We start from the raw sequence: 17495 nt of genomic DNA, 5'->3' as shown, positions 1-17495 counted from the left end.
GGGTCCGTGACCCGTTCGAGGGCGGTTCGCCGTGCCGCCTGCGCCGGTGGATTCGACATTCGTACACCTGGGGTACGAATGCCTCCCCCAATGGGCTCCCCCGGTCCGTACGCCCGTCGGCCGGCCGGTCTGCCGGTCTGCCGGTCTGCCGGTCCGCCGGTCCGCCGGTCCGCCGGGTCAAGGTGCCGTGCGCACCTCGATGAGCATCGCGTGCTCCGGGTCGAGCGTGGGCATGGGGATTCCCGCCGTGGCCAGGACGGCGCCGGGCAGCGGCAGCCAGCCCTCGAGGGCGCGGGCCAGCCACGGCGGTGCGGTCGTCTGGTGGAAGGAGGGCAGGCCGATCTCGGTGCGGACGCGGACCTGGTAGGCGGTGGCGGGGTCGAGGCCCGGCAGCCGGACGCGGCCCGACTGGCCCTCGGGCGAGGTGGCGATCCTGGCCCACGCGTACAGCGCGGCCGAGCCGTCGGCGGCGACGACGCCGTGCAGCAGGACGGCACCGCCCGCGAGGTCGGCGCGGACCACCCGTCCCGAGTGCAGCAGCGGGCGCTGCTCGCGGTAGAGCGCGGACCAGTGGGTGAGCCGGGCCAGCTCCTCGGGGGTGCAGCGGCTGAGGTCCTGTTCGATGCCCGCGTGGCCGAACAGGGCGGTGGCCATCCGGAAGGTGTCGGTGCCGGGACGGCTCGTGGTGTGGCTGGGGGTGGGGCCGACGTGCGCGCCGAAGAGTTCCGGCGGCAGCAGCTGGCCGGTCCAGCGCTGGATGGTCTGCCGTTCCACCGGGTCGTTGCAGTCCGAGGCCCACACCCGGTCGGTACGGGCGAGGATGCCGAGGTCGATCCGGCCGCCGCCGCTGGCGCAGCTCTCGATCTCCAGGCCCGGGTGGCGGGCCTTGAGCGCGTCGATCAGCCGGTACAGCGCGAGGACCTGGGCGCGGCTTCCGGGCCGGTCGACGCCGCCGGGGCCGCGCTCGACCGCCTCGTGCAGTTCGCGGTTGTGGTCCCACTTCAGGTAGCCGATCCCGTACCGGCCGACGAGGGTGTCGAGCGAGGTGAGCAGGTACTGCCAGGCGTCCTCGTTGGCGAGGTCGAGCGTGTACTGGTGCCGGGAGCTGGGTCCGAGGCCCGCCGAGGGGCCGAGGATCCAGCCCGGGTGCTCGCGGGCGAGGTCGGAGTCGAGGTTGACCATCTCCGGCTCGACCCACAGGCCGAATTCCATGCCGAGGGAGCGGACGTGGTCGGCCAGCGGGGTCAGGCCGTCGGGCCAGACGGTCGCGTCCACCGTCCAGTCGCCGAGGCCCGCGGTGTCGTCGCGGCGGCCCTTGAACCAGCCGTCGTCCAGGACGAAGCGCTCGACGCCGACCTCGGCGGCCCGGTCGACCAGCCGCAGCAGCCGGTCCAGGTCGTGGTCGAAGTAGACCGCCTCCCAGCTGTTGAGGATCAGCGGGCGCGGGGTGGCCGGGTGGGTGGGGCGGGCGCGCAGCAGGGTGTGGAAGCGGTCGGCGAGCCCGTCGAGGCCCGCGTCGGACCAGGCGAACCAGCAGACCGGGGAGGTGTACGACTCCCCCGGTGCCAGCCGTACCTCGCCCGCGCGCAGCAGTTCGCCGCCGCCGAGCACCACGGCGTGGTCGCTGCCCGCGCCTTCCGGCAGCCGCTCGACGAGATACCGCTGGTCGCCGCTCCAGCCGACGTGCAGGCCCCACACCTCGCCGTCCCGGAAGCCGAAGCCGGGCACGCCGACGGTCAGCAGGTACGGCGAGTCGACGCCGGGCTTGCCGCGCCGGACCTCGCGGACGTACGAGCCGTAGTGCAGCGGGCGGCGCTGCGGGGAGCGTTCCCTGCTCCACTTGCCGGTGAAGTCCAGTACCTCACCGGCGCGTTCGGGCAGCGGCAGCAGCAGGCCGAGCGCGGACAGGTCGTACGGCGCCGGGTCCGTGTTGGAGCCCGCCGCCTGCCCCGCGGTCAGCTCGGCGTGCACCCCGAGCACGCCCGACGGCTCCAGGCGGTAGGTGACGGTGACGGCCAGGTCGCTGACCTCGTCCCGCAGGTGGATCACCAACTCACCGCCGCCGCCGGGCACTTCGCACTGCTCGGCGCCGGTCAGGGACGGCCGCGGGGTGGTCGCGGTGCCCGCCCGGTGGCCCTGCTGGGCGGGGCTGCCGGACCAGCCGTCGGCCTCGGTGGGCCAGACGGTGAACCGGCGCGGGACGTCGAGGGAGTTGTTGAGCACCGCGCCCTCGGCGGTCAGGCTCAGCGCGGCGAGGTCGGCGTCCGAGAGATCGCCGAGGTCGGCGCCCCAGTGCAGGACTCTGGGCACCGGCTCGCCGAGCTCCACGACGAGGGCGGCGCCTGCCGCGCGCAGGGTGACGATCCGCGCGGGGATGGTGGTCATGAATGAGTCCTTTCCGCAGGTCCGGTGACCATCATCGTCATCGGGCACCAGGGCGCCGCCGGTGGGGTGCGGCAGCCGTGGCGGCTGCCGCACCCCAACCGCGGGACGGCGACCGGGGTCAGACGGTGACGCGGTCGACGTCCGAGGCGTAGTCGGCCGGGTTGCCGAAGGTGACGGTGTTGTCGCCCGCCTTCAGGTGGACCGGCACGGTCACGGACCGCGCCACGCCCCAGTTGTTGTCGTTGCCGCCGGGCAGCGGGAGCTGGAACGACGAGCCGCCCGCGGTGACCACGGCGGTGCGGCCGGAGGACCCGTCCGCGTAGCCGAGCGTGAGCAGGTAGGTGCCGTCCTTCGGCGCTGTCACGTGGTTGATGGCGACCGCGCTGTCCCCGCCGAGGTTGCCGACTTTCTTTCCGCCGGAGCAGGCGGCGCAGTCGGTGATGCTCGCGTTTCCGGTGAGGGTGTTGGCGGGGGCTTCCGCCTCGTAGGTGACGCGTCCGCCGGGGGCGGGGGTGGTGACCGGAACCGGTTTGCCGGGCGCGGAGTGGCGTCCCTTGGCGTCGTGGGCGGTGACGGTGAAGGTGTAGCCGGTGGCGGGGGTGAGGCCGGTGACGGTGGCGGAGGTGCGGCCGGTCGAGGTGGCCTTGCGGCCGTTGACGTACACGTCGTATCCCGTGGTGGCGGGGCCGGTGTTCACCGGGTTCCAGGCCAGGGAGACGGTGGTGGCGGTGGAGGCGGTGCCGTGGACGCCGAGGGGCGTGCCGGGGCCGGGGGTCTTCTTGGCGGGGGTGAGGGTGAACAGGCGGGAGCCGTGCGGAGGCAGGTTCTTCGTCAGGTGGCCCGAGGCGCTGCCGAGGCCGGTGCGGCTCCACAGGTCGCGGACGGCGGTCTTGCCGGTGATGCCGAGGTCGGCGAAGTCCGCGGTGACGTCGGCGGGTGCGCTGCCGAGGTTGAACAGGGCGACGGTGTACGTTCCGTCGGTGTTGCGGGCGTACCAGACCTGCTGGTCGGTGGCCTGGCTGACGGGCCTGGCGGGGTTGCCCGCCTGGTCGACCGCGATCACCTCGTCGTTGGTGAGGAGTTTCAGGCCGTAGGGGTCGAGTCGGGTGAGGTCGTCGCCGGAGTACAGCGGTGCGGACTCGACCGCCCACAGCGTCATGTAGGTCTGCCGTTCGGCGTCGGTGAGGCCGTCCATCGCGCCTGCGCCGACGTCGAGCGAGTCGAGGTTGTTCCAGTGGCCGGGGCCTGCGTCGTCGATCCACTGGACGACGTCGTTCCACCGCTGCTTGACGGAGTTGTCCCAGGTCACCAGCGTGTCGCAGTAGCACTCCACGTCGGTGTCGACCCGCCACCCGTTGGAGTTCCGCTTCCACACGGCCGCCCGGTCATGACTCAACGACCAGGACACCGTGAACTGCATCGGACGGCCGGTCTTCTGGAGCGCGGCGTGCCATGCCTGGACGTCGGGGATGTTGTCGTGGGCCGCGTCGCCCTGGTTGGAGCCGGGGCCGACGCCGTCGACCTTGAGGAAGTCCACGCCCCAGCCCGCCAGTTCGGCCGCGACGGAGTCGATGTACTTCGCGGCGCACGGGCTGGAGAAGTCCATCTGGTAGGAGACGTCGTCCCAGCCGCTGGTCTTGCGCAGGTCCGGGTAGACGATGTCCTTGGTCGTACAGCCCGGCGCGCCGTAGACCGGCGACTTCCCGTCGTTGTACGCGTCGAAGTAGAGCCCGACGGCCAGATAGGCGCCGAATTTCAGGCCCTTGGCGTGCACGTAGTCCGCCAGGCCCTTCAGTCCGTCGGGGAACGTCGTGGCATTGGGCATCGGACGGCCGTAGTGGTCGAAGCCGCCGACCCAGCCCGAGTCGATGTTGATGTACTCGTAGCCATGGGACTTGAGCTTCTTGGCCACCACGTCGGCCTGCTGCTTCACATGCGCCTCGGTCAGCCAGCTCATTCCGCCGTAGCCGGGGAAGTTGGTCGACTCCAGGCTCCAACTGCTCCAGCCCATGTACGGCTTGGCGGCCAGGACCGGGGACGGGGCGGGGGCGGGGGCGGCTCGGGAGACGGCGGCTTGTACGGACTCGGGTGCGGAGCCGGGCGCCGACGCGGACGCCGGTACGGCGAAGGCCGCGATCAGCGCTCCGGCCGCCAGCAGGGCGGGGAGGACGGCGTTCCGGGCGCCGCCCCTGGCGCGGGCGGCACGGGCGCTGAGGCGTACGGGTCCATCGGAAGGTGCCATGACTGCTCCATCTCGGCACCGTGCGCGGGCACGGCGGGGCCGGGTGACGAGGAGGGTTGGTTGGCGTGGACGCCTGCGCCCGCGGGGCGGTCCGGGGGGACGCCGCCCCGTGCGCAGGCCGCGGCCGGAGGGGAGGAACGCCGGTCGCGCTCCTGCCGTTCGAGGCCGTCCCGGACCCCGTTCGGCTGTGGAGTGCGGCGACTGTAGCCAGAGTTTCCTTCCAGCGTCAACATAGTCACCACCTGGTTTCCCGGCGGATTCTGTGAAATCTGTGCACCTCTCGCGACGCCATCACCTTCCCTTACCTTCCGGCGGAAAGGTAGGGTCGGAGACGTGACTCCCGCCGATCAGCCGCCCGCCGCCGCCCTGGTGTTCCAGACCCTGCTCGCCCACGGGCCGCTCACCCGGGCCGAGGCCGGCCGACGTACCGGCCTGTCCGCGGGGGCCGTCACCAAGGTGACGGCGCCGCTGCTGAGCGACGGCTGGATCACCGAGCTGAGCACCCCGGCCCCGAAGCGGGCGACCGGCAGACCCGCCACGCTGATCGCGGTACGCCCGGAGCGGGCCCGCTTCATCGGCGTCAAGGTGACCGCGGACGAGCTGATCGGCGTACTGGCCGATCTCACGGCCAAGCCGCTCGTCGCACGCCGGGTCACCCTCGACTCGCGGGACGTCGGCACCGTGGTGCTGGCCATCGCCCGGCTGGTCAAGCGGCTGCGCGCGGCGGCCGGGCCCGAGCACGGCGAGGACGTGCACAGCATCGGCGTGACCATCTCCGGTGACGTCGACGGGCAGACCGGCATCGTGCAGTACTCGCCGTTCCTCAACTGGCGCCGGGTCGCGCTGGCCCGGCTCGTCGAGACCGCCACCGGCACACCGACGGTGATCGAGAACGACGTACGCGCGCTGACCGTCACCGAGCAGTGGTTCGGCGCGGGCGCGGGCCTGGACTCGTTCGCGCTGATCACCGTCGGCGCCGGGATCGGCTGCGGACTCTCCATCCGCGGGCGCGTGGTGTCGGGGGCGCACGGCGTGTCGGGGGAGGTCGGCCACCTGCCGGTCGGCGGCACCGAGCGGACCTGCACCTGCGGCAACACCGGCTGTGTGGAGGCCGTCGCGTCCACGCACGCCATCACCGAGCAGGCCAGGCAGGCCACGGGGAATCCGGGGCTGACGATGACCGAAGCGGTACGGCTGGCGCACGCCGGGGACGAGGCGGTCCGCGCCGTGTTCTCCCGCGCCGGGCACGCGCTCGGCCTCGCCATCGCCTCGGTCGCCAACCTGATCGGCCCCGAGCGGATCATCATCTCCGGCGAGGGCGTGGCGACCTACGACCTGTTCGCCGACCAGATCCGCGAGACCTTCGCCGCCCAGGCGTTCGGCGCCGCCGCCGAGTGCGATCTGCTGCTGCGCCCGCTGCCGTTCGAGGAGTGGGCGCGCGGCGGCGCGGCCGTGGCGGCGCAGCACCTCTTCGCGCCGGTCACGTAGCCGGTCGGGTTACGGGTCGGGTAACCGGGCGAGCAGCGGTTCGGGGAACGGGTCGGGCAGCGGGCGGGGCGGCCGGTCACGTAGCGGACCGGCGGCAGCGCGACCACGGCCGCGGGCGGCCCTGTTCGGCAAAGCCTTCCGGGGCGGCCCGCCGACTGTCACACTCGCTGGTGTGCCCGACTTCGACGTGTTGGTGATCGGTTCAGGTCCTGGTGGTCAGAAGGCGGCCATCGCGGCGGCCAAGCTCGGACGGCGGGCGGCGGTGGTGGACCGCGCGGACTCGCTGGGCGGGGTGTCGATCCACACCGGCACGATCCCGTCCAAGACGCTGCGGGAGGCGGTGCTCTACCTCACCGGCCTCAACCAGCGGGATCTGTACGGCCAGAGCTACCGGCTCAAGGAGGACATCACCGTCGCGGACCTGACCGCGAGGACGCAGCATGTGGTCGGCCGCGAGGTCGATGTGATCCGCAGTCAGCTCTCCAGGAACCAGGTCGCGCTGCTCTCCGGCACCGGGCGCTTCGTCGACCAGCACACCGTCGCGGTGCGCGACGCGGTCGGCCAGGACCGGCTGGTGACGGCCGAGCACATCGTGATCGCCACCGGCACCCGGCCCGCGCGCCCGGCGAGCGTCGAGTTCGACGACCGTACGGTGCTGGACTCCGACAGCGTCCTCAGCATGGAGCGGGTGCCGCGGTCCATGGTGATCGTCGGCGCCGGGGTCATCGGCATGGAGTACGCGTCGATGTTCGCCGCCCTCGGCAGCAAGATCACCGTGGTGGAGCAGCGCGAGGGAATGCTGGACTTCTGCGACGCCGAGATCGTCGAGGCGCTCAAGTACCACCTGCGGGATCTCGCGGTCACCTTCCGCTTCGGCGAGACGGTCGCGGCGGTCTCGCGGCACGAGCGCGGCACCCTGACCGTGCTGGAGAGCGGCAAGAAGATCGCCGCGGACGCGGTGATGTACTCGGCGGGACGGCAGGGTCTGACCGACGAACTGGACCTCGACAAGGCCGGTCTGCAAGCCGACAAGCGCGGCCGGATATCGGTGGACGAGCACTTCCGCACCGCGGTCCCGCACATCTACGCCGTCGGTGACGTCATCGGCTTCCCCGCGCTGGCCGCGACCTCGATGGAGCAGGGCAGGACCGCCGCGTACCACGCCTGCGGCGAACCGGTGCACGCGATGCGGGACGGCCAGCCGATCGGCATCTACACCATTCCCGAGGTCAGCTTCATCGGCCGCACCGAGGACCAGCTCACCGACGAACTGGTGCCGTTCGAGGTCGGTGTCTCCCGCTACCGCGAGCTGGCCCGCGGCCAGATCATCGGTGACGCGCACGGCATGCTGAAACTGCTGGTCTCGCCGGAGGACCGCAAGCTGCTCGGCGTGCACTGCTTCGGCACCGGCGCCACCGAGCTGATCCACATCGGCCACGCCGTGATGGGCTGCGGCGGCACCGTCGACTACCTCGTGGACGCCGTCTTCAATTACCCGACGCTCGCCGAGTCCTACAAGGTCGCGGCGCTCGACGTCACCAACAAGATCCGGCAGATCGACCGGCTGGGGGACTGAGCCGCGCGGGTGCTGTGTCGCCGATGAGTTTTCGGCGGGCGGCCGGTCATAAAGGTGAACGGCGGCGCTCGGGCGCCGACGACAGCCTGACGCGAGGAGACCGCGATGCCCCGGATCACCCCCAACCTCTGGTTCGACACCGAGAGCCAGGAAGCCGCCGAGTTCTACGTCTCGGTCTTCCCGAACTCGCGGATCACCGACACCACCTACTACGGCGAGGCCGGCCCGCGCGAGGCGGGCACCGTACTGACCGTGGCGTTCGAGCTGGACGGCCAGCCGTACATCGCGATCAACGGCGGCCCCGAGTTCCCCTTCACCGAGGCCGTCTCGCTGCTGATCACCTGTGAGGACCAGGCCGAGGTCGACCACTACTGGGCCCGGCTCACCGAGGGCGGCGGCTCCGAGGGCCCGTGCGGATGGCTCAAGGACAAGTACGGGCTGTCCTGGCAGGTCGTCCCCACCGGCATGGTGGCGATGCTGAACGACCCCGACGCGGAGCGCGGCCAGCGCGCGATGAAGGCGATGCTCGGCATGAAGAAGATCGACCTGGCGGCGCTCAAGGCCGCCGCCGACGGCACCGGAGCCTGAGGGACGCCGACGGGAGGACGTACCACGCGCCGCTAGGAAGTGCCGTCCGACGCGGGACGGGCACGGGGGTGGCGGCGCAGGAAGTCGTCCACGAGACGGTCGGTGAAGTCCCGGTCGACCGGGTCCCCGGTCACCAGGACGCGGTGGTAGATCGGCCCCACGAGCCGGTCGACCTCGGCCGTCAGGTCGAGACCGGCGGGGAGTTCGCCGCGGCCCACCGCGTTCTCCAGCGGGAGCCGGTCGCGGCGGCGCTGCTCGTCGAGATAGCGGGCGCGCAGCACGGCCGCGAACTCCGGGTCGTGCTGCGCGTGCCCGAGCAGGGCCCGGAAGACCGCGCCCGCGTCTGACGCGGTGAGGAAGCCGGCCAGCAGGCCCAGGTGCTCGCGGAGATCGGCGCCGAGATCGCCGTGGTCGGCCGGGGCGAGGGCTTCGGCGGCGTCCTGGAGGAAGGCGTCCAGAAGGACGTCGGTCTTGGTGTTCCAGCGGCGGTAGATGGTCTGTTTGGCGACCCCGGCCCGCGCCGCGATGCCTTCGACGGTGACACCGGCGAAGCCCTTCTCGACCAGGAGGTCGTCGGCGGCTTCCAGTACGGCCATCCGCGCCTGCTCGCTGCGCCCGTGCCGGTTGCCGTGGTGCCGCGCCGTCCGGTCGGCGTCAGCCCCGGCGCCCCCCGCACCCTCAGCGCCCCCCGCGCTTTCGGCGCCCCCCGCACCCTCCGTGCCGCCCGCACTCTCGGCGCCCCCCGCGCTTTCGGCGCCCCTGGCGCCGTCGGCGACCGAACTCCCTCGCTCCATGTCTGCATCCTCCGGGTCCCGGGGTAGGTCGGCAACTTCTAGACGCAACGCAACGGTGCGTCTACTCTAGGGCTCATGACAGCGACCAGCACCCTCCGCGACCCCCGGGTCGTCTCCGCCCTGACCGCGATGTTCGACCGGGCCGCGCAGGACGACGCGACCCGCCGCCGTATCCGGGCCGCGTGGCCCGACGGCTTCGCCCCGGCGACGCCGCGGGAGTTGGCCGACGCCAACGCCGAGGTGTACATGCCGATCTCGGCCGACGGCGGAAAACTCCTGTACAGCCTGGTCCGGGCCGTCCGCCCGGCCACCGTCGTCGAATTCGGCACCTCCTTCGGGATCTCCACGCTCCACCTGGCCGCCGCGGTGCGCGACAACGGCGCGGGGCGGGTGATCAGCACCGAACTGAACGCGGACAAGGCCGCCGCGGCCCGCGTGACCTTCGCCGAGACGGGTCTCGACGGACTGGTCACCGTCCTAGAAGGCGACGCCCGCGACACCCTCGCCGAGCTGTCAGGTCCGGTGGACTTCCTGCTGCTCGACGGCTGGAAGGACCTCTGTCTGCCCGTCCTGCGGCTGCTCGAACCGCGCCTCGCGCCGGGCACCCTCGTCGTGGCCGACGACGTGGACCTCACGGACCTGGCGCCGTATCTCGACTACGTCCGCGATCCGCGCAACGGCTACGAGAGCGTCACCTTCCCGGTCGAGGACGGCATGGAGATCAGCTGCCGTCTGTGAGCCGCGGCGGCAAGGGGCCCGGCAGGACGAACGGCCGGGCAGGGGCCCCCGGCGGACGGCAACGGGAAGAGGGCCGCGGCGGCCCGGAAAGCAGAGGCGGATGAAAGGCGACGCCGTGGAGCGCGCGGAGCAGCCGAGCCCTCGCGGAGCGCGGCGGCTGCTCGCCGACCACGCCATCGACACCCGCCCGCTGGCCCTGCCCGCCTTCCGGCGGCTCTTCATCGGCCAGGGCACGTCGTTCGTCGGCTCGATGCTCACCCAGATCGCGGTGCCGGTCCAGGTCTTCCGGATCTCGCACTCGTCGCTGGCCGTCGGCATGGTCGGCTTCGCCGGTCTGGTGCCGCTGATCGTCTTCGGCCTCTACGGCGGGGCCGTCGCCGACGCCGTCGACCGCAGGACGCTGTATCTGTGGTCCTCGCTCGGCACCTGGACGGTGACGCTGGCGCTGCTCGCGCAGACGCTGCTCGACCTGCGCAATGTCGGGCTGATCCTCGCCCTGGTCGCGACGCAGTCGGCCGGGTTCGCGATGGCCAGTTCCGCGCGCGGCGCGATCGTGCCGCGCATCGTCGAGCCCGGCCTGATCCCCGCCGCGAACACCCTCAACTACGTGATCGGCACGGTCGGCGAGGTCGTCGGCCCGCTGATCGCCGGTGTCCTCGTCACCGTCCCGCACGGCTTCGCGTACGCGTACGGCGCGGACGCCGTGCTGTTCACGGCCGCGCTGCACTCCACGCTGCGGCTGCCCCGACTTCCGCCGGACGGCTCCGCGGGCCGCCTGGGTCTGCGGTCGGTACGGGACGGGCTGTCCTTCATCGGCGGGCGGCCGGTGCTGGTGATGAGCTTCTTCGTGGACATCTGCGCCATGACGCTGGCGATGCCGCGGTCGCTGTTCCCCGCCGTCGCGGACGCCCGCTTCGGCGGCTCGGTCGGACTGCTCTACTCCGCCATCCCGATCGGCTCCGTCCTGGCCGGGTTCGCCAGCGGATGGATCGGCCGGATCCGGCGGCAGGGCGTGGTGCTCACCGGCGCCGTGCTGGTGTGGGGCGCCGCCGTCGCCGTCTCCGGCCTGGCCCGCCAGCTCTGGCTGGTCGTCCTGCTCCTCGCCGTGGCCGGCGCGGCCGACCTGATCAGCGCGGTCCTGCGCCAGACACTCCTCCAGACCTACGCCCCCGACGAGATGCGAGGCCGTATGCAGGGCGTCCACACCGTCGTCGTCGCCGGCGGCCCCCGGCTGGGCGACCTTCGCGCCGGTACCATGGCCGCCGCGCTCGGCGCCGGGCTGTCCTGGACGATCGGCGGCCTCGCCTGCGTGGCGGTCGTGGCACTCGCCGCCCCGCTGGCCCGCTCCTTCTGGCGCTACGACTCCGGCGCCCCGGCCCCGGCGGCCGACCCCGCGAAGGACACCGGCCCGCTGCGCGAGCAGACCGCCCCCTGACGGCTCACCAGCCGGTGCGCCCCGCCGGGCACACCCACTCGCATCAGCTCTCTGCACTAACCCCATTCGCACCAGTCGGCACACTCCCCTCGCGGCGCCGGATCTGTCATCGTCGACTTGTCAGCGCACGAACAGAAATGCGCACCAGCGGACCCGCAACCAGACATGACCCGACGTCGCTCCGACGCCGTGGTCTCGGGCGCGGTTCGAGGTCCTCTCCCCCACGCTGATCCGCACCGCGTACGCGGGCGACACCGCGTTCCTGGACGCGCCGACCTTCGACACCGTCAGCCGTGACGGCTTCGGCGGCGCCCCGTTCACCCAGCGGGTTCTCGCGCGCGTACGGCTCACTCCCGACCGGCGGTTACGGCGGCAGGGCCGGGCTCGCGACCGGGCCGCGGGCCGACAAGCGCACCACCGTGCACTTCACGGGTGACACCCGCTCGAGCGAGGCGCTGTTGCCGTACACGTAAATTCTGGCCGAGGAGGCCCGGTGTGCCGGTGACCAACGCCACCGCGCCGAAGTCCGTGACCGTGGACGGCGTCCCGGTGGCCAGGAGCGCCTGGGCGTGGGACGCCGCCGCCGGGAAGGTGACCGTCACCGTTCCGCAGAGGTCCGTGCGTCAGCAGGTCACCGTCACCTATCGGTGACGCCGCCCGGGGACGCCGCCGAGGCCCACCGCGCCTCGGTGGCGTCCAGCAGGTGTGCGATACGGGCGGGGTCCGGCAGCGGGCCGTGATCGCCGGGGACCCGCAGGGCCGCGCCCGCGGTGACATGGCCAAGGCGCAGCGCGCGGACGGGCGGCTCGCCGCGGAGCAGGCCGGTGAGGAATCCGGCGGCGAAGGCGTCGCCCGCGCCGACGGGTTCCACGACCTCGACGGCGCGGGCGGGCACGGTGTGCGCCGTCGCGCCGTCGAAGGCGGTCGCGGCGCGGGCGCCGTCCTTGACCACCAGCACACGCGGGCCCGGCAGCAGGGCGCGTACGTCGGCGGCGTCGGCGAGGTGCGCGCCCCACAGCTCCTGGGCCTCGTCCAGGCCGACGAAGGTGATGTCCGCGCGGTCGGCGAAGTCGCGCAGGACGCCGGGCGCCGCGCCGTCCGGCCAGAGCGCGGGCCGGTGGTTGACGTCGAAGCTGACCGGCAGCGGGCCGCTCAGCGCCGAGTCCACCAGGTCGCGGCAGGAGTCCGACAGCGCCGCCGTGACGCCGGTCAGGTGCAGCAGCCCCGCGGTGCGTACGGCCTCGGCCGCCAGCGATCGCGGCCCGAGCGCGGACGCGGCCGACCCCCGCCGGTAGTAGTGCACGCGGGTGCCCTGCCCGCCGGGGCTCTTCACCATCACCCCGGTCGGCCGCCCCGTGTCGGTCCTGACGCCGCCGACGTCCACCCCGCACGCCGCGACCTCGGCCACGATCCGCCGCCCGAACGGATCGTCACCGACCGCCGACACCCACCGGGCCTCCACCCCGTGGTCGGCCAGATACATCGCCGCGTTCGACTCCGCCCCGGCGACCTCCACCCGCAACCGCCGTGCCTCCGCGAGCGTTTCACCGGTCTCCGGCACCATCGCGACCATCGTCTCCCCGAGGCAGGCGACGGGGCCGCCGATCCGGATCACGGCAGTCTCCTCGCGGGGGTACGGCGCAGGCCCCGTCCGGTCATGGCGAGTGACGGCGCCAGGCGCTGCCCCCGTTCGGTCGTACTCCCGGTCATCGCGCGGCCCGCGCGCTCGGCGCGTCCGTCTCCGCGACGGCGGCGAGGAAGTCCCTGGCTCGCGCGCGGAGTGCGGTCCGGCTGCCGCCGCTCGCCGCGTCGCCGATGAGGGGCGAGCCGACGCCGACCGCGAGGGCTCCGGCGGCGAAGTAGGCGCGGGCGGCCGGGATGTCGACGCCGCCGACGGGCACGAAGGGCAGGTCGGGGAAGGGGCCGCGCAGGGCGCGGAGGTAGCCGGGGCCGCCCGCTTGCTCGGCGGGGAAGAGCTTGAGCGCGGTGGCGCCGAGCCGCCGCGCGGTGACGATATCGGTGGGCGTCATCACTCCGGCCAGCACGGGCAGGCCCAACTCCCGTGCGGCGCTGACGCCTTCGCCGACCGCGGGCGTGACGACGAAGTCGGCCCCGGCGCGGTGCGCGTCCTTGGCGTCCTGCTCGGTGAGGACGGTGCCCGCGCCGAGCGGCGCGTCGGGGCCGAGGGCGGCCCGGGCCGCGGCGATGACGCCGAGCGCGTTCCGGCCGCTGAGCGAGACCTCGACCAGCGCGACGCCCTCCTCGACCAGGGTCAGTACGGTGCGCAGCGACGCGTCCTCGTCGTCGCCGCGCACGATGGCGACGAGGCGGTGGGCGCGCAGCGCGGTGAGCAGGTCCACGGGTGATGTTCCTTTCCTGTTGCGGTGATTCGGACGGCGTGGGTCCGGGGCGGGCGGTGGGGTCGGGGTGAGCCGGTCGCGGTGCGCCGATCCCGTCGAGGGTTCAGCGGTCCGGGGCGGACGCGGCGGCGGTGGCGGCGGAAGCACCGGCGGCCGTGACCGTGAGCCGCCAGCGGACCTCGCCGCTCGCAGGAACGCGGGCCGCGTCCCCCTCCCCCGCTGTCGCCAGGTCGAAGACCCGGCCCAGCATCGGCTCCACGCCGATCGAGCGGTACGGCGCGCCCTCGGGAAAGCCGCCCAGATTCCGCCACAGGGCGATGGACGCGGGCTGACCGGCCACGTCGAGCGCGAACCGCAGCCGGTCGGTCCTGTCGTGCACGGTCGCCGTCGCGGCCTCGACGACCGCGCCGCTCGCCGTTCCGTCGTCGGGCCCGAGCAGGTCGAAGCGGGTACGCGTCCCGTCGCCCGTGCCCCCGGCGGACGGCCAGGTGAACGACTCGCGCCGCGCACCCCCGTCCGGGTAGTGCAGGGCCTGTGCGCCGGGCGGCAGTTCGATCCGGCCGTCCCGCGACACGTCGAGGAGCGCGTGGGCGGCCCACAGGAAGCGGTAGCCGGGCGCGGCGGTCAGCCGGTAGTCGACCACCGCGCCGCCGCCGGGGCCGCCCCCGATCCGCCGGGTGAGCCGGAAGTCGGGGTGGTCGACCCGGTCCGCGCCATCCGCGCCGTCCGCGCCGTCCCCGCCGTTCTCGCGCCGCCAGGGGCGCGACCACACGTCGCCGTGGTCGGGGACGCCCCGGACGGTGGGCAGGCACTCCTCCACACCGCCCGCGTCGGCGAAGGCGTCACCGGGCGCGACGCCCGCGCGGCGCGGCTCGTCCCGGTGCCAGAGCCATTCGCGGTCCCCGGCCCGCAGCGACGTCCAACGGCCGCCGTGCGCAAGGTCGGTGACGATCCGTACGGGAAGCGCCACCCCGGTCAGCGCTGTCACCATTCCGCGAACGACCCGTCGGCGTGCCGCCACACCGGATTGCGCCAGGCGTGCCCACCGCGGTCGGCGGCGCGTACCGCCGCCTCGTCCACGGTGATCCCGAGCCCCGGCAGCCCGGTGCGCAGCGCCTGGCCGTCCACGAAGCGGAACGGCTCGGTGTCCACCAGATACGACAGCAGGTCGGCGTCCTTGTTGTAGTGGATGCCGCGGCTCTGCTCCTGGATGAGGAAGTTCGGCGTGCAGAAGGCGACTTGGAGGCTGGCGGCGAGCGAGATCGGCCCGAGCGGGCAGTGCGGGGCGAGTTGGGCGCCGTACGTCTCGGCGAGCGACGCGATCCGCGTCACCTCGGTGATGCCCCCGGCGTGCGAGAGGTCCGGCTGCGCCACGGCTATGCCCGCGGTGAGCGCGGGCAGGAACTCCGCGCGCCCGTACAGGCGTTCACCGGTCGCGATCGGCACTTCGGTGGAGGCCACCAGGCCGCCGAGCAGATGTCCCAGCTCCGGCAGCAGCGGCTCCTCGACGAACAGCGGGTGCAGCGGCGCGATTTCACGCAGGACGCGCCGGGCGCCCGCGGCGGTGAAGCGGCCGTGGAAGTCGACGGCGACATCGCGTCCGGGGCCGAGCGCCTGGCGCGCGGCGGCCACCCGCTCCACGACGGCGGCGGTCTCGGCGGGCGTGGTGAGCGCCGACGTGCGGCCGGCCGCGTTCATCTTGACGGCGGTGAAGCCCGCCTCGACCTGCGCGCCGACGTCCTCCGCGAGCCGCGCGGGCTCGTCGCCGCCGACCCAGGCGTAGACCCGGACCGCGTCCCTGACCGGACCGCCGAGCAGGCCGTACACGGGGGCGCCGTACGTCTTGCCCGCGATGTCCCACAGCGCGTGGTCGAGACCGGCGACGGCGCTGGAGAGCACCGGGCCGCCGCGGTAGAAGCCGCCCTTGGTGAGCACCTGCCAGTGGTCCTGGATCCGCAGCGGGTCCTGGCCGATCAGATACTCGGCCAGCACGTCGACGGCGGCGCGCACCACCTCGGCGCGCCCCTCGACCACGGGTTCGCCCCAGCCGACGACGCCCTCGTCCGTCTCGATCCGGCAGAACAGCCACCGGGGCGGTACGAGGAAGGTCTCGACGCGCACTATCTTCACTTCGCCGCCTCTGAAGCCGTGGAGGTCTGGGATTCCTTGGTTGCCCGCGCCGTTTCGGATGCCTGCGCCCTTTCGGATGCCCCGGTTGTCCCGGACCCGCCGGACCCGCCGGACCCCTCGACCGCCTCGGCGCCCGAGCCGTGCACCAGGTCCAGGTCGCGGACGGCCTGGTCGAGCAGGGCCCGCATGGCGCGCTCGGCGGCGTCCGGGTCCTGGTCGCGTACCGCGTCGAGGACGGCCCGGTGGCTGGGCACCGGGTCCTGGCCGTGCGGGGAGCTGTGCACGATCTCGTCGCGGTGCGCGAGACCGGACTCGATCACCATCTCCATCCGCTCCAGCAGTTCGTTGTGGGTTGCGGCGAGCAGGGCGCGGTGGAAGGCGAGGTCGGCCTCGACCGCGTGCGCGGCGCCGCCCTCGTCCTCACCCATCGCGGTGAGCGCGGCGTCCAGCGCGACCAGGTCGCCGTCGGTACGGCGCACCGCCGCCAGCCGTACGGCGGCCGGTTCGACGATCCCGCGGACCTCGCCGAGGCTGCGCAGCAGCCCCAGGTCGGCCCCGGTGCCGGTGCCGCCCGCGAACTGCCAGCGCAGCACGTCGGCGTCCAGCAGATTCCAGTCGGCGCGGGCTCTGACGAAGGTGCCGCGTTTCTGCCGCGCGTCGACCATCCCCTTGGCCGCCAGCACCTTCAGCGATTCGCGCAGCGCGGTGAGACTGACGTCCAACTCGCTCTGCAACGCCACGAGATCGAGTGTCGCCCCTTCGGGGATCTCGCCGCTGAGCACCCGGCGCGCGAGAGTCTCCACGGTCTGCCCGTGCACTCCGCGGCGCGCGTATGGCGTCATGTCGTTCTGCCTTTCTCCAGGTCGGGTGGGGTATCCCGGGTGAGGTACGGCGATGGTGGTCGGCGGCGGTCAGGCCGAGGCCTTGGTGACACTCCAGCCGCCGTCCACCAGCAGGCTCGAACCGGTGATGTACGAGGCGTCGTCCGAGGCGAGGAAGGCGATGGCCGCGGCGACCTCCTCCGGGCGGCCGAAGCGGCGCGCCGCGGTCTCCGCGACGCTGCGGGCCCGGTCCTCCTCGGGCACCCGGTCCCAGGCCGCGGTGAGGATCGGACCGGGGAGCACCGCGTTGACCCGGACTTCGGGCCCGTACTCGACGGCCAGTTGGCCGCTCAGCGACAGCAGCGCGCCCTTGGCCGCCGCGTAGGCGGGGTGGCCGGGGATGCCCTTGTGCGCGTGGACGGAGGAGGTGAGGACGGCGGCGCCGCGGGCGGTGCGCAGGTCGGGCAGCAGCGCCCGGAAGCCGAGGAAGCCGCCGGTGAGGTTGACCGCGAGCTGACGCTCCCAGGAGGCGACGGACATCTCGTGGGCCGGGGCCACGTCGACGGTGTAGGCGTTGGAGACCAGGGCCGCCACGGGGCCGTAGGCGTGCGCCACCGCGACGATCCGCTCCCAGTCCTCGGGGTCGGACACGTCCGCCCGTACGGACACCGCCCGGCCGCCCTCCTCGCGGATGCCCGCGGCGACGCCCTCGGCGCGGTCGGCCGCGATGTCGGCGAGGACCACGGCGGCGCCCTCGGCCGCGAGCCGTTCTGCGGTGGCCGCGCCGATCCCGGAAGCGGCTCCGGTGACCACGGCCACCTTGTCGGCGAAGCGGAGTGCTGCGTTCATGTGCTGGTCCTGCTCCTCGGTACGGTGGGGCTGGTCGGTACGGTCGGTGCGGTCGGGTCGCTCGGTGCGGTCGGACCGGTCCGGGCCTC

At 73.4% G+C, this 17495-nt stretch carries 16 protein-coding genes; 7 read left to right on the top strand and 9 right to left on the bottom strand.

From position 1 onward, the window contains the following. Positions 1–177 precede the first annotated feature (177 nt). Positions 178–2385 (bottom strand): alpha-galactosidase, encoded by a 2208-nt coding sequence (locus ACIO6U_RS18980; protein WP_401720471.1) that lies wholly within the window; start codon positions 2383–2385, stop codon positions 178–180. 118 nt (positions 2386–2503) lie between these two features. After that, positions 2504–4627, bottom strand: coding sequence for a fibronectin type III domain-containing protein (locus ACIO6U_RS18975; protein WP_401720469.1), 2124 nt, complete (start codon positions 4625–4627; stop codon positions 2504–2506). 333 nt (positions 4628–4960) lie between these two features. Between ACIO6U_RS18975 and ACIO6U_RS18970 the strand changes: the two genes are divergently transcribed. From ACIO6U_RS18970 to ACIO6U_RS18960, 3 genes are all read left to right on the top strand, one after another. Further along, positions 4961–6115, top strand: a complete 1155-nt coding sequence (locus tag ACIO6U_RS18970) for an ROK family transcriptional regulator (RefSeq protein ID WP_355334923.1) — start codon at positions 4961–4963, stop codon at positions 6113–6115. Positions 6116–6287: 172 nt separating this feature from the next. Continuing rightward, a complete protein-coding gene (gene sthA / locus ACIO6U_RS18965; protein WP_355334926.1) occupies positions 6288–7691 on the top strand; it encodes a Si-specific NAD(P)(+) transhydrogenase in 1404 nt (467 codons plus the stop codon). 105 nt (positions 7692–7796) lie between these two features. Next, complete coding sequence (locus ACIO6U_RS18960; RefSeq protein WP_355334929.1) at positions 7797–8279, top strand: VOC family protein; 483 nt, start codon at positions 7797–7799, stop codon at positions 8277–8279. 32 nt (positions 8280–8311) lie between these two features. Here ACIO6U_RS18960 and ACIO6U_RS18955 read toward each other — a convergent pair whose 3' ends face one another. Beyond that, the gene (locus tag ACIO6U_RS18955; RefSeq protein WP_401720464.1) at positions 8312–8875 is read right to left on the bottom strand and encodes a TetR/AcrR family transcriptional regulator; all 564 of its coding nucleotides are present in this window, start codon (positions 8873–8875) and stop codon (positions 8312–8314) included. 273 nt (positions 8876–9148) lie between these two features. On the opposite strand from ACIO6U_RS18955, the gene ACIO6U_RS18950 reads away from it, so the two are divergent. The 4 genes from ACIO6U_RS18950 to ACIO6U_RS18935 all read left to right on the top strand — a co-directional run bounded on the left by ACIO6U_RS18950 (position 9149) and on the right by ACIO6U_RS18935 (position 11897). Then, positions 9149–9811, top strand: a complete 663-nt coding sequence (locus ACIO6U_RS18950; protein WP_401720461.1) for an O-methyltransferase — start codon at positions 9149–9151, stop codon at positions 9809–9811. Between the two features lie 100 nt (positions 9812–9911). Beyond that, positions 9912–11246 (top strand): MFS transporter, encoded by a 1335-nt coding sequence (locus ACIO6U_RS18945; protein ID WP_401720458.1) that lies wholly within the window; start codon positions 9912–9914, stop codon positions 11244–11246. A gap of 293 nt (positions 11247–11539) precedes the next feature. Beyond that, positions 11540–11719 (top strand): hypothetical protein, encoded by a 180-nt coding sequence (locus ACIO6U_RS18940; RefSeq protein WP_401307433.1) that lies wholly within the window; start codon positions 11540–11542, stop codon positions 11717–11719. Positions 11720–11741: 22 nt separating this feature from the next. Then, positions 11742–11897 (top strand): hypothetical protein, encoded by a 156-nt coding sequence (locus ACIO6U_RS18935; protein ID WP_401720455.1) that lies wholly within the window; start codon positions 11742–11744, stop codon positions 11895–11897. On the opposite strand, the gene ACIO6U_RS18930 is transcribed toward ACIO6U_RS18935, so the two are convergent. The 6 genes from ACIO6U_RS18930 to ACIO6U_RS18905 form a co-directional block, all read right to left on the bottom strand. Next, the gene (locus ACIO6U_RS18930) at positions 11884–12861 is read right to left on the bottom strand and encodes a sugar kinase (protein ID WP_401720452.1); all 978 of its coding nucleotides are present in this window, start codon (positions 12859–12861) and stop codon (positions 11884–11886) included. The two genes, ACIO6U_RS18935 and ACIO6U_RS18930, sit on opposite strands and share 14 nt — an antisense overlap. A 91-nt stretch (positions 12862–12952) precedes the next feature. Next, the gene (locus ACIO6U_RS18925) at positions 12953–13606 is read right to left on the bottom strand and encodes a bifunctional 4-hydroxy-2-oxoglutarate aldolase/2-dehydro-3-deoxy-phosphogluconate aldolase (protein ID WP_391047789.1); all 654 of its coding nucleotides are present in this window, start codon (positions 13604–13606) and stop codon (positions 12953–12955) included. A 103-nt stretch (positions 13607–13709) separates the two neighbouring features. Next, complete coding sequence (locus ACIO6U_RS18920) at positions 13710–14597, bottom strand: hypothetical protein (protein WP_401720450.1); 888 nt, start codon at positions 14595–14597, stop codon at positions 13710–13712. Beyond that, positions 14591–15736 carry a galactonate dehydratase gene (dgoD, locus tag ACIO6U_RS18915; protein ID WP_391047794.1) on the bottom strand — a complete coding sequence of 382 codons (1146 nt, stop codon included), beginning with the start codon at positions 15734–15736 and terminating at the stop codon, positions 14591–14593. Before dgoD ends, ACIO6U_RS18920 begins: the two co-directional genes overlap by 7 nt. Then, positions 15733–16578, bottom strand: a complete 846-nt coding sequence (locus ACIO6U_RS18910) for a FadR/GntR family transcriptional regulator (protein ID WP_401720447.1) — start codon at positions 16576–16578, stop codon at positions 15733–15735. Before ACIO6U_RS18910 ends, dgoD begins: the two co-directional genes overlap by 4 nt. Positions 16579–16647: 69 nt before the next feature. Then, complete coding sequence (locus ACIO6U_RS18905) at positions 16648–17406, bottom strand: SDR family NAD(P)-dependent oxidoreductase (protein ID WP_355334955.1); 759 nt, start codon at positions 17404–17406, stop codon at positions 16648–16650. Between the last annotated feature and the right edge of the window lie 89 nt (positions 17407–17495).

The organism is Streptomyces sp. NPDC087422, from assembly GCF_044744145.1.
Taxonomy (GTDB): Bacteria; Actinomycetota; Actinomycetes; order Streptomycetales; family Streptomycetaceae; genus Actinacidiphila.
This window is presented reverse-complemented; position numbering and strand designations above follow the sequence as displayed.

What these genes read in the sequence shown, in the direction of transcription:
- ACIO6U_RS18980 (WP_401720471.1), bottom strand. Translation starts at nt 2,385, where the DNA reads ATGACCACCATCCCCGCGCGGATCGTCACCCTGCGCGCGGCAGGCGCC.
- ACIO6U_RS18975 (WP_401720469.1), bottom strand. Translation starts at nt 4,627, where the DNA reads ATGGCACCTTCCGATGGACCCGTACGCCTCAGCGCCCGTGCCGCCCGC.
- ACIO6U_RS18960 (WP_355334929.1), top strand. Translation starts at nt 7,797, where the DNA reads ATGCCCCGGATCACCCCCAACCTCTGGTTCGACACCGAGAGCCAGGAA.
- ACIO6U_RS18955 (WP_401720464.1), bottom strand. Translation starts at nt 8,875, where the DNA reads ATGGCCGTACTGGAAGCCGCCGACGACCTCCTGGTCGAGAAGGGCTTC.
- ACIO6U_RS18950 (WP_401720461.1), top strand. Translation starts at nt 9,149, where the DNA reads ATGACAGCGACCAGCACCCTCCGCGACCCCCGGGTCGTCTCCGCCCTG.
- ACIO6U_RS18945 (WP_401720458.1), top strand. Translation starts at nt 9,912, where the DNA reads ATGAAAGGCGACGCCGTGGAGCGCGCGGAGCAGCCGAGCCCTCGCGGA.
- ACIO6U_RS18920 (WP_401720450.1), bottom strand. Translation starts at nt 14,597, where the DNA reads ATGGTGACAGCGCTGACCGGGGTGGCGCTTCCCGTACGGATCGTCACC.
- ACIO6U_RS18910 (WP_401720447.1), bottom strand. Translation starts at nt 16,578, where the DNA reads ATGACGCCATACGCGCGCCGCGGAGTGCACGGGCAGACCGTGGAGACT.
- ACIO6U_RS18905 (WP_355334955.1), bottom strand. Translation starts at nt 17,406, where the DNA reads ATGAACGCAGCACTCCGCTTCGCCGACAAGGTGGCCGTGGTCACCGGA.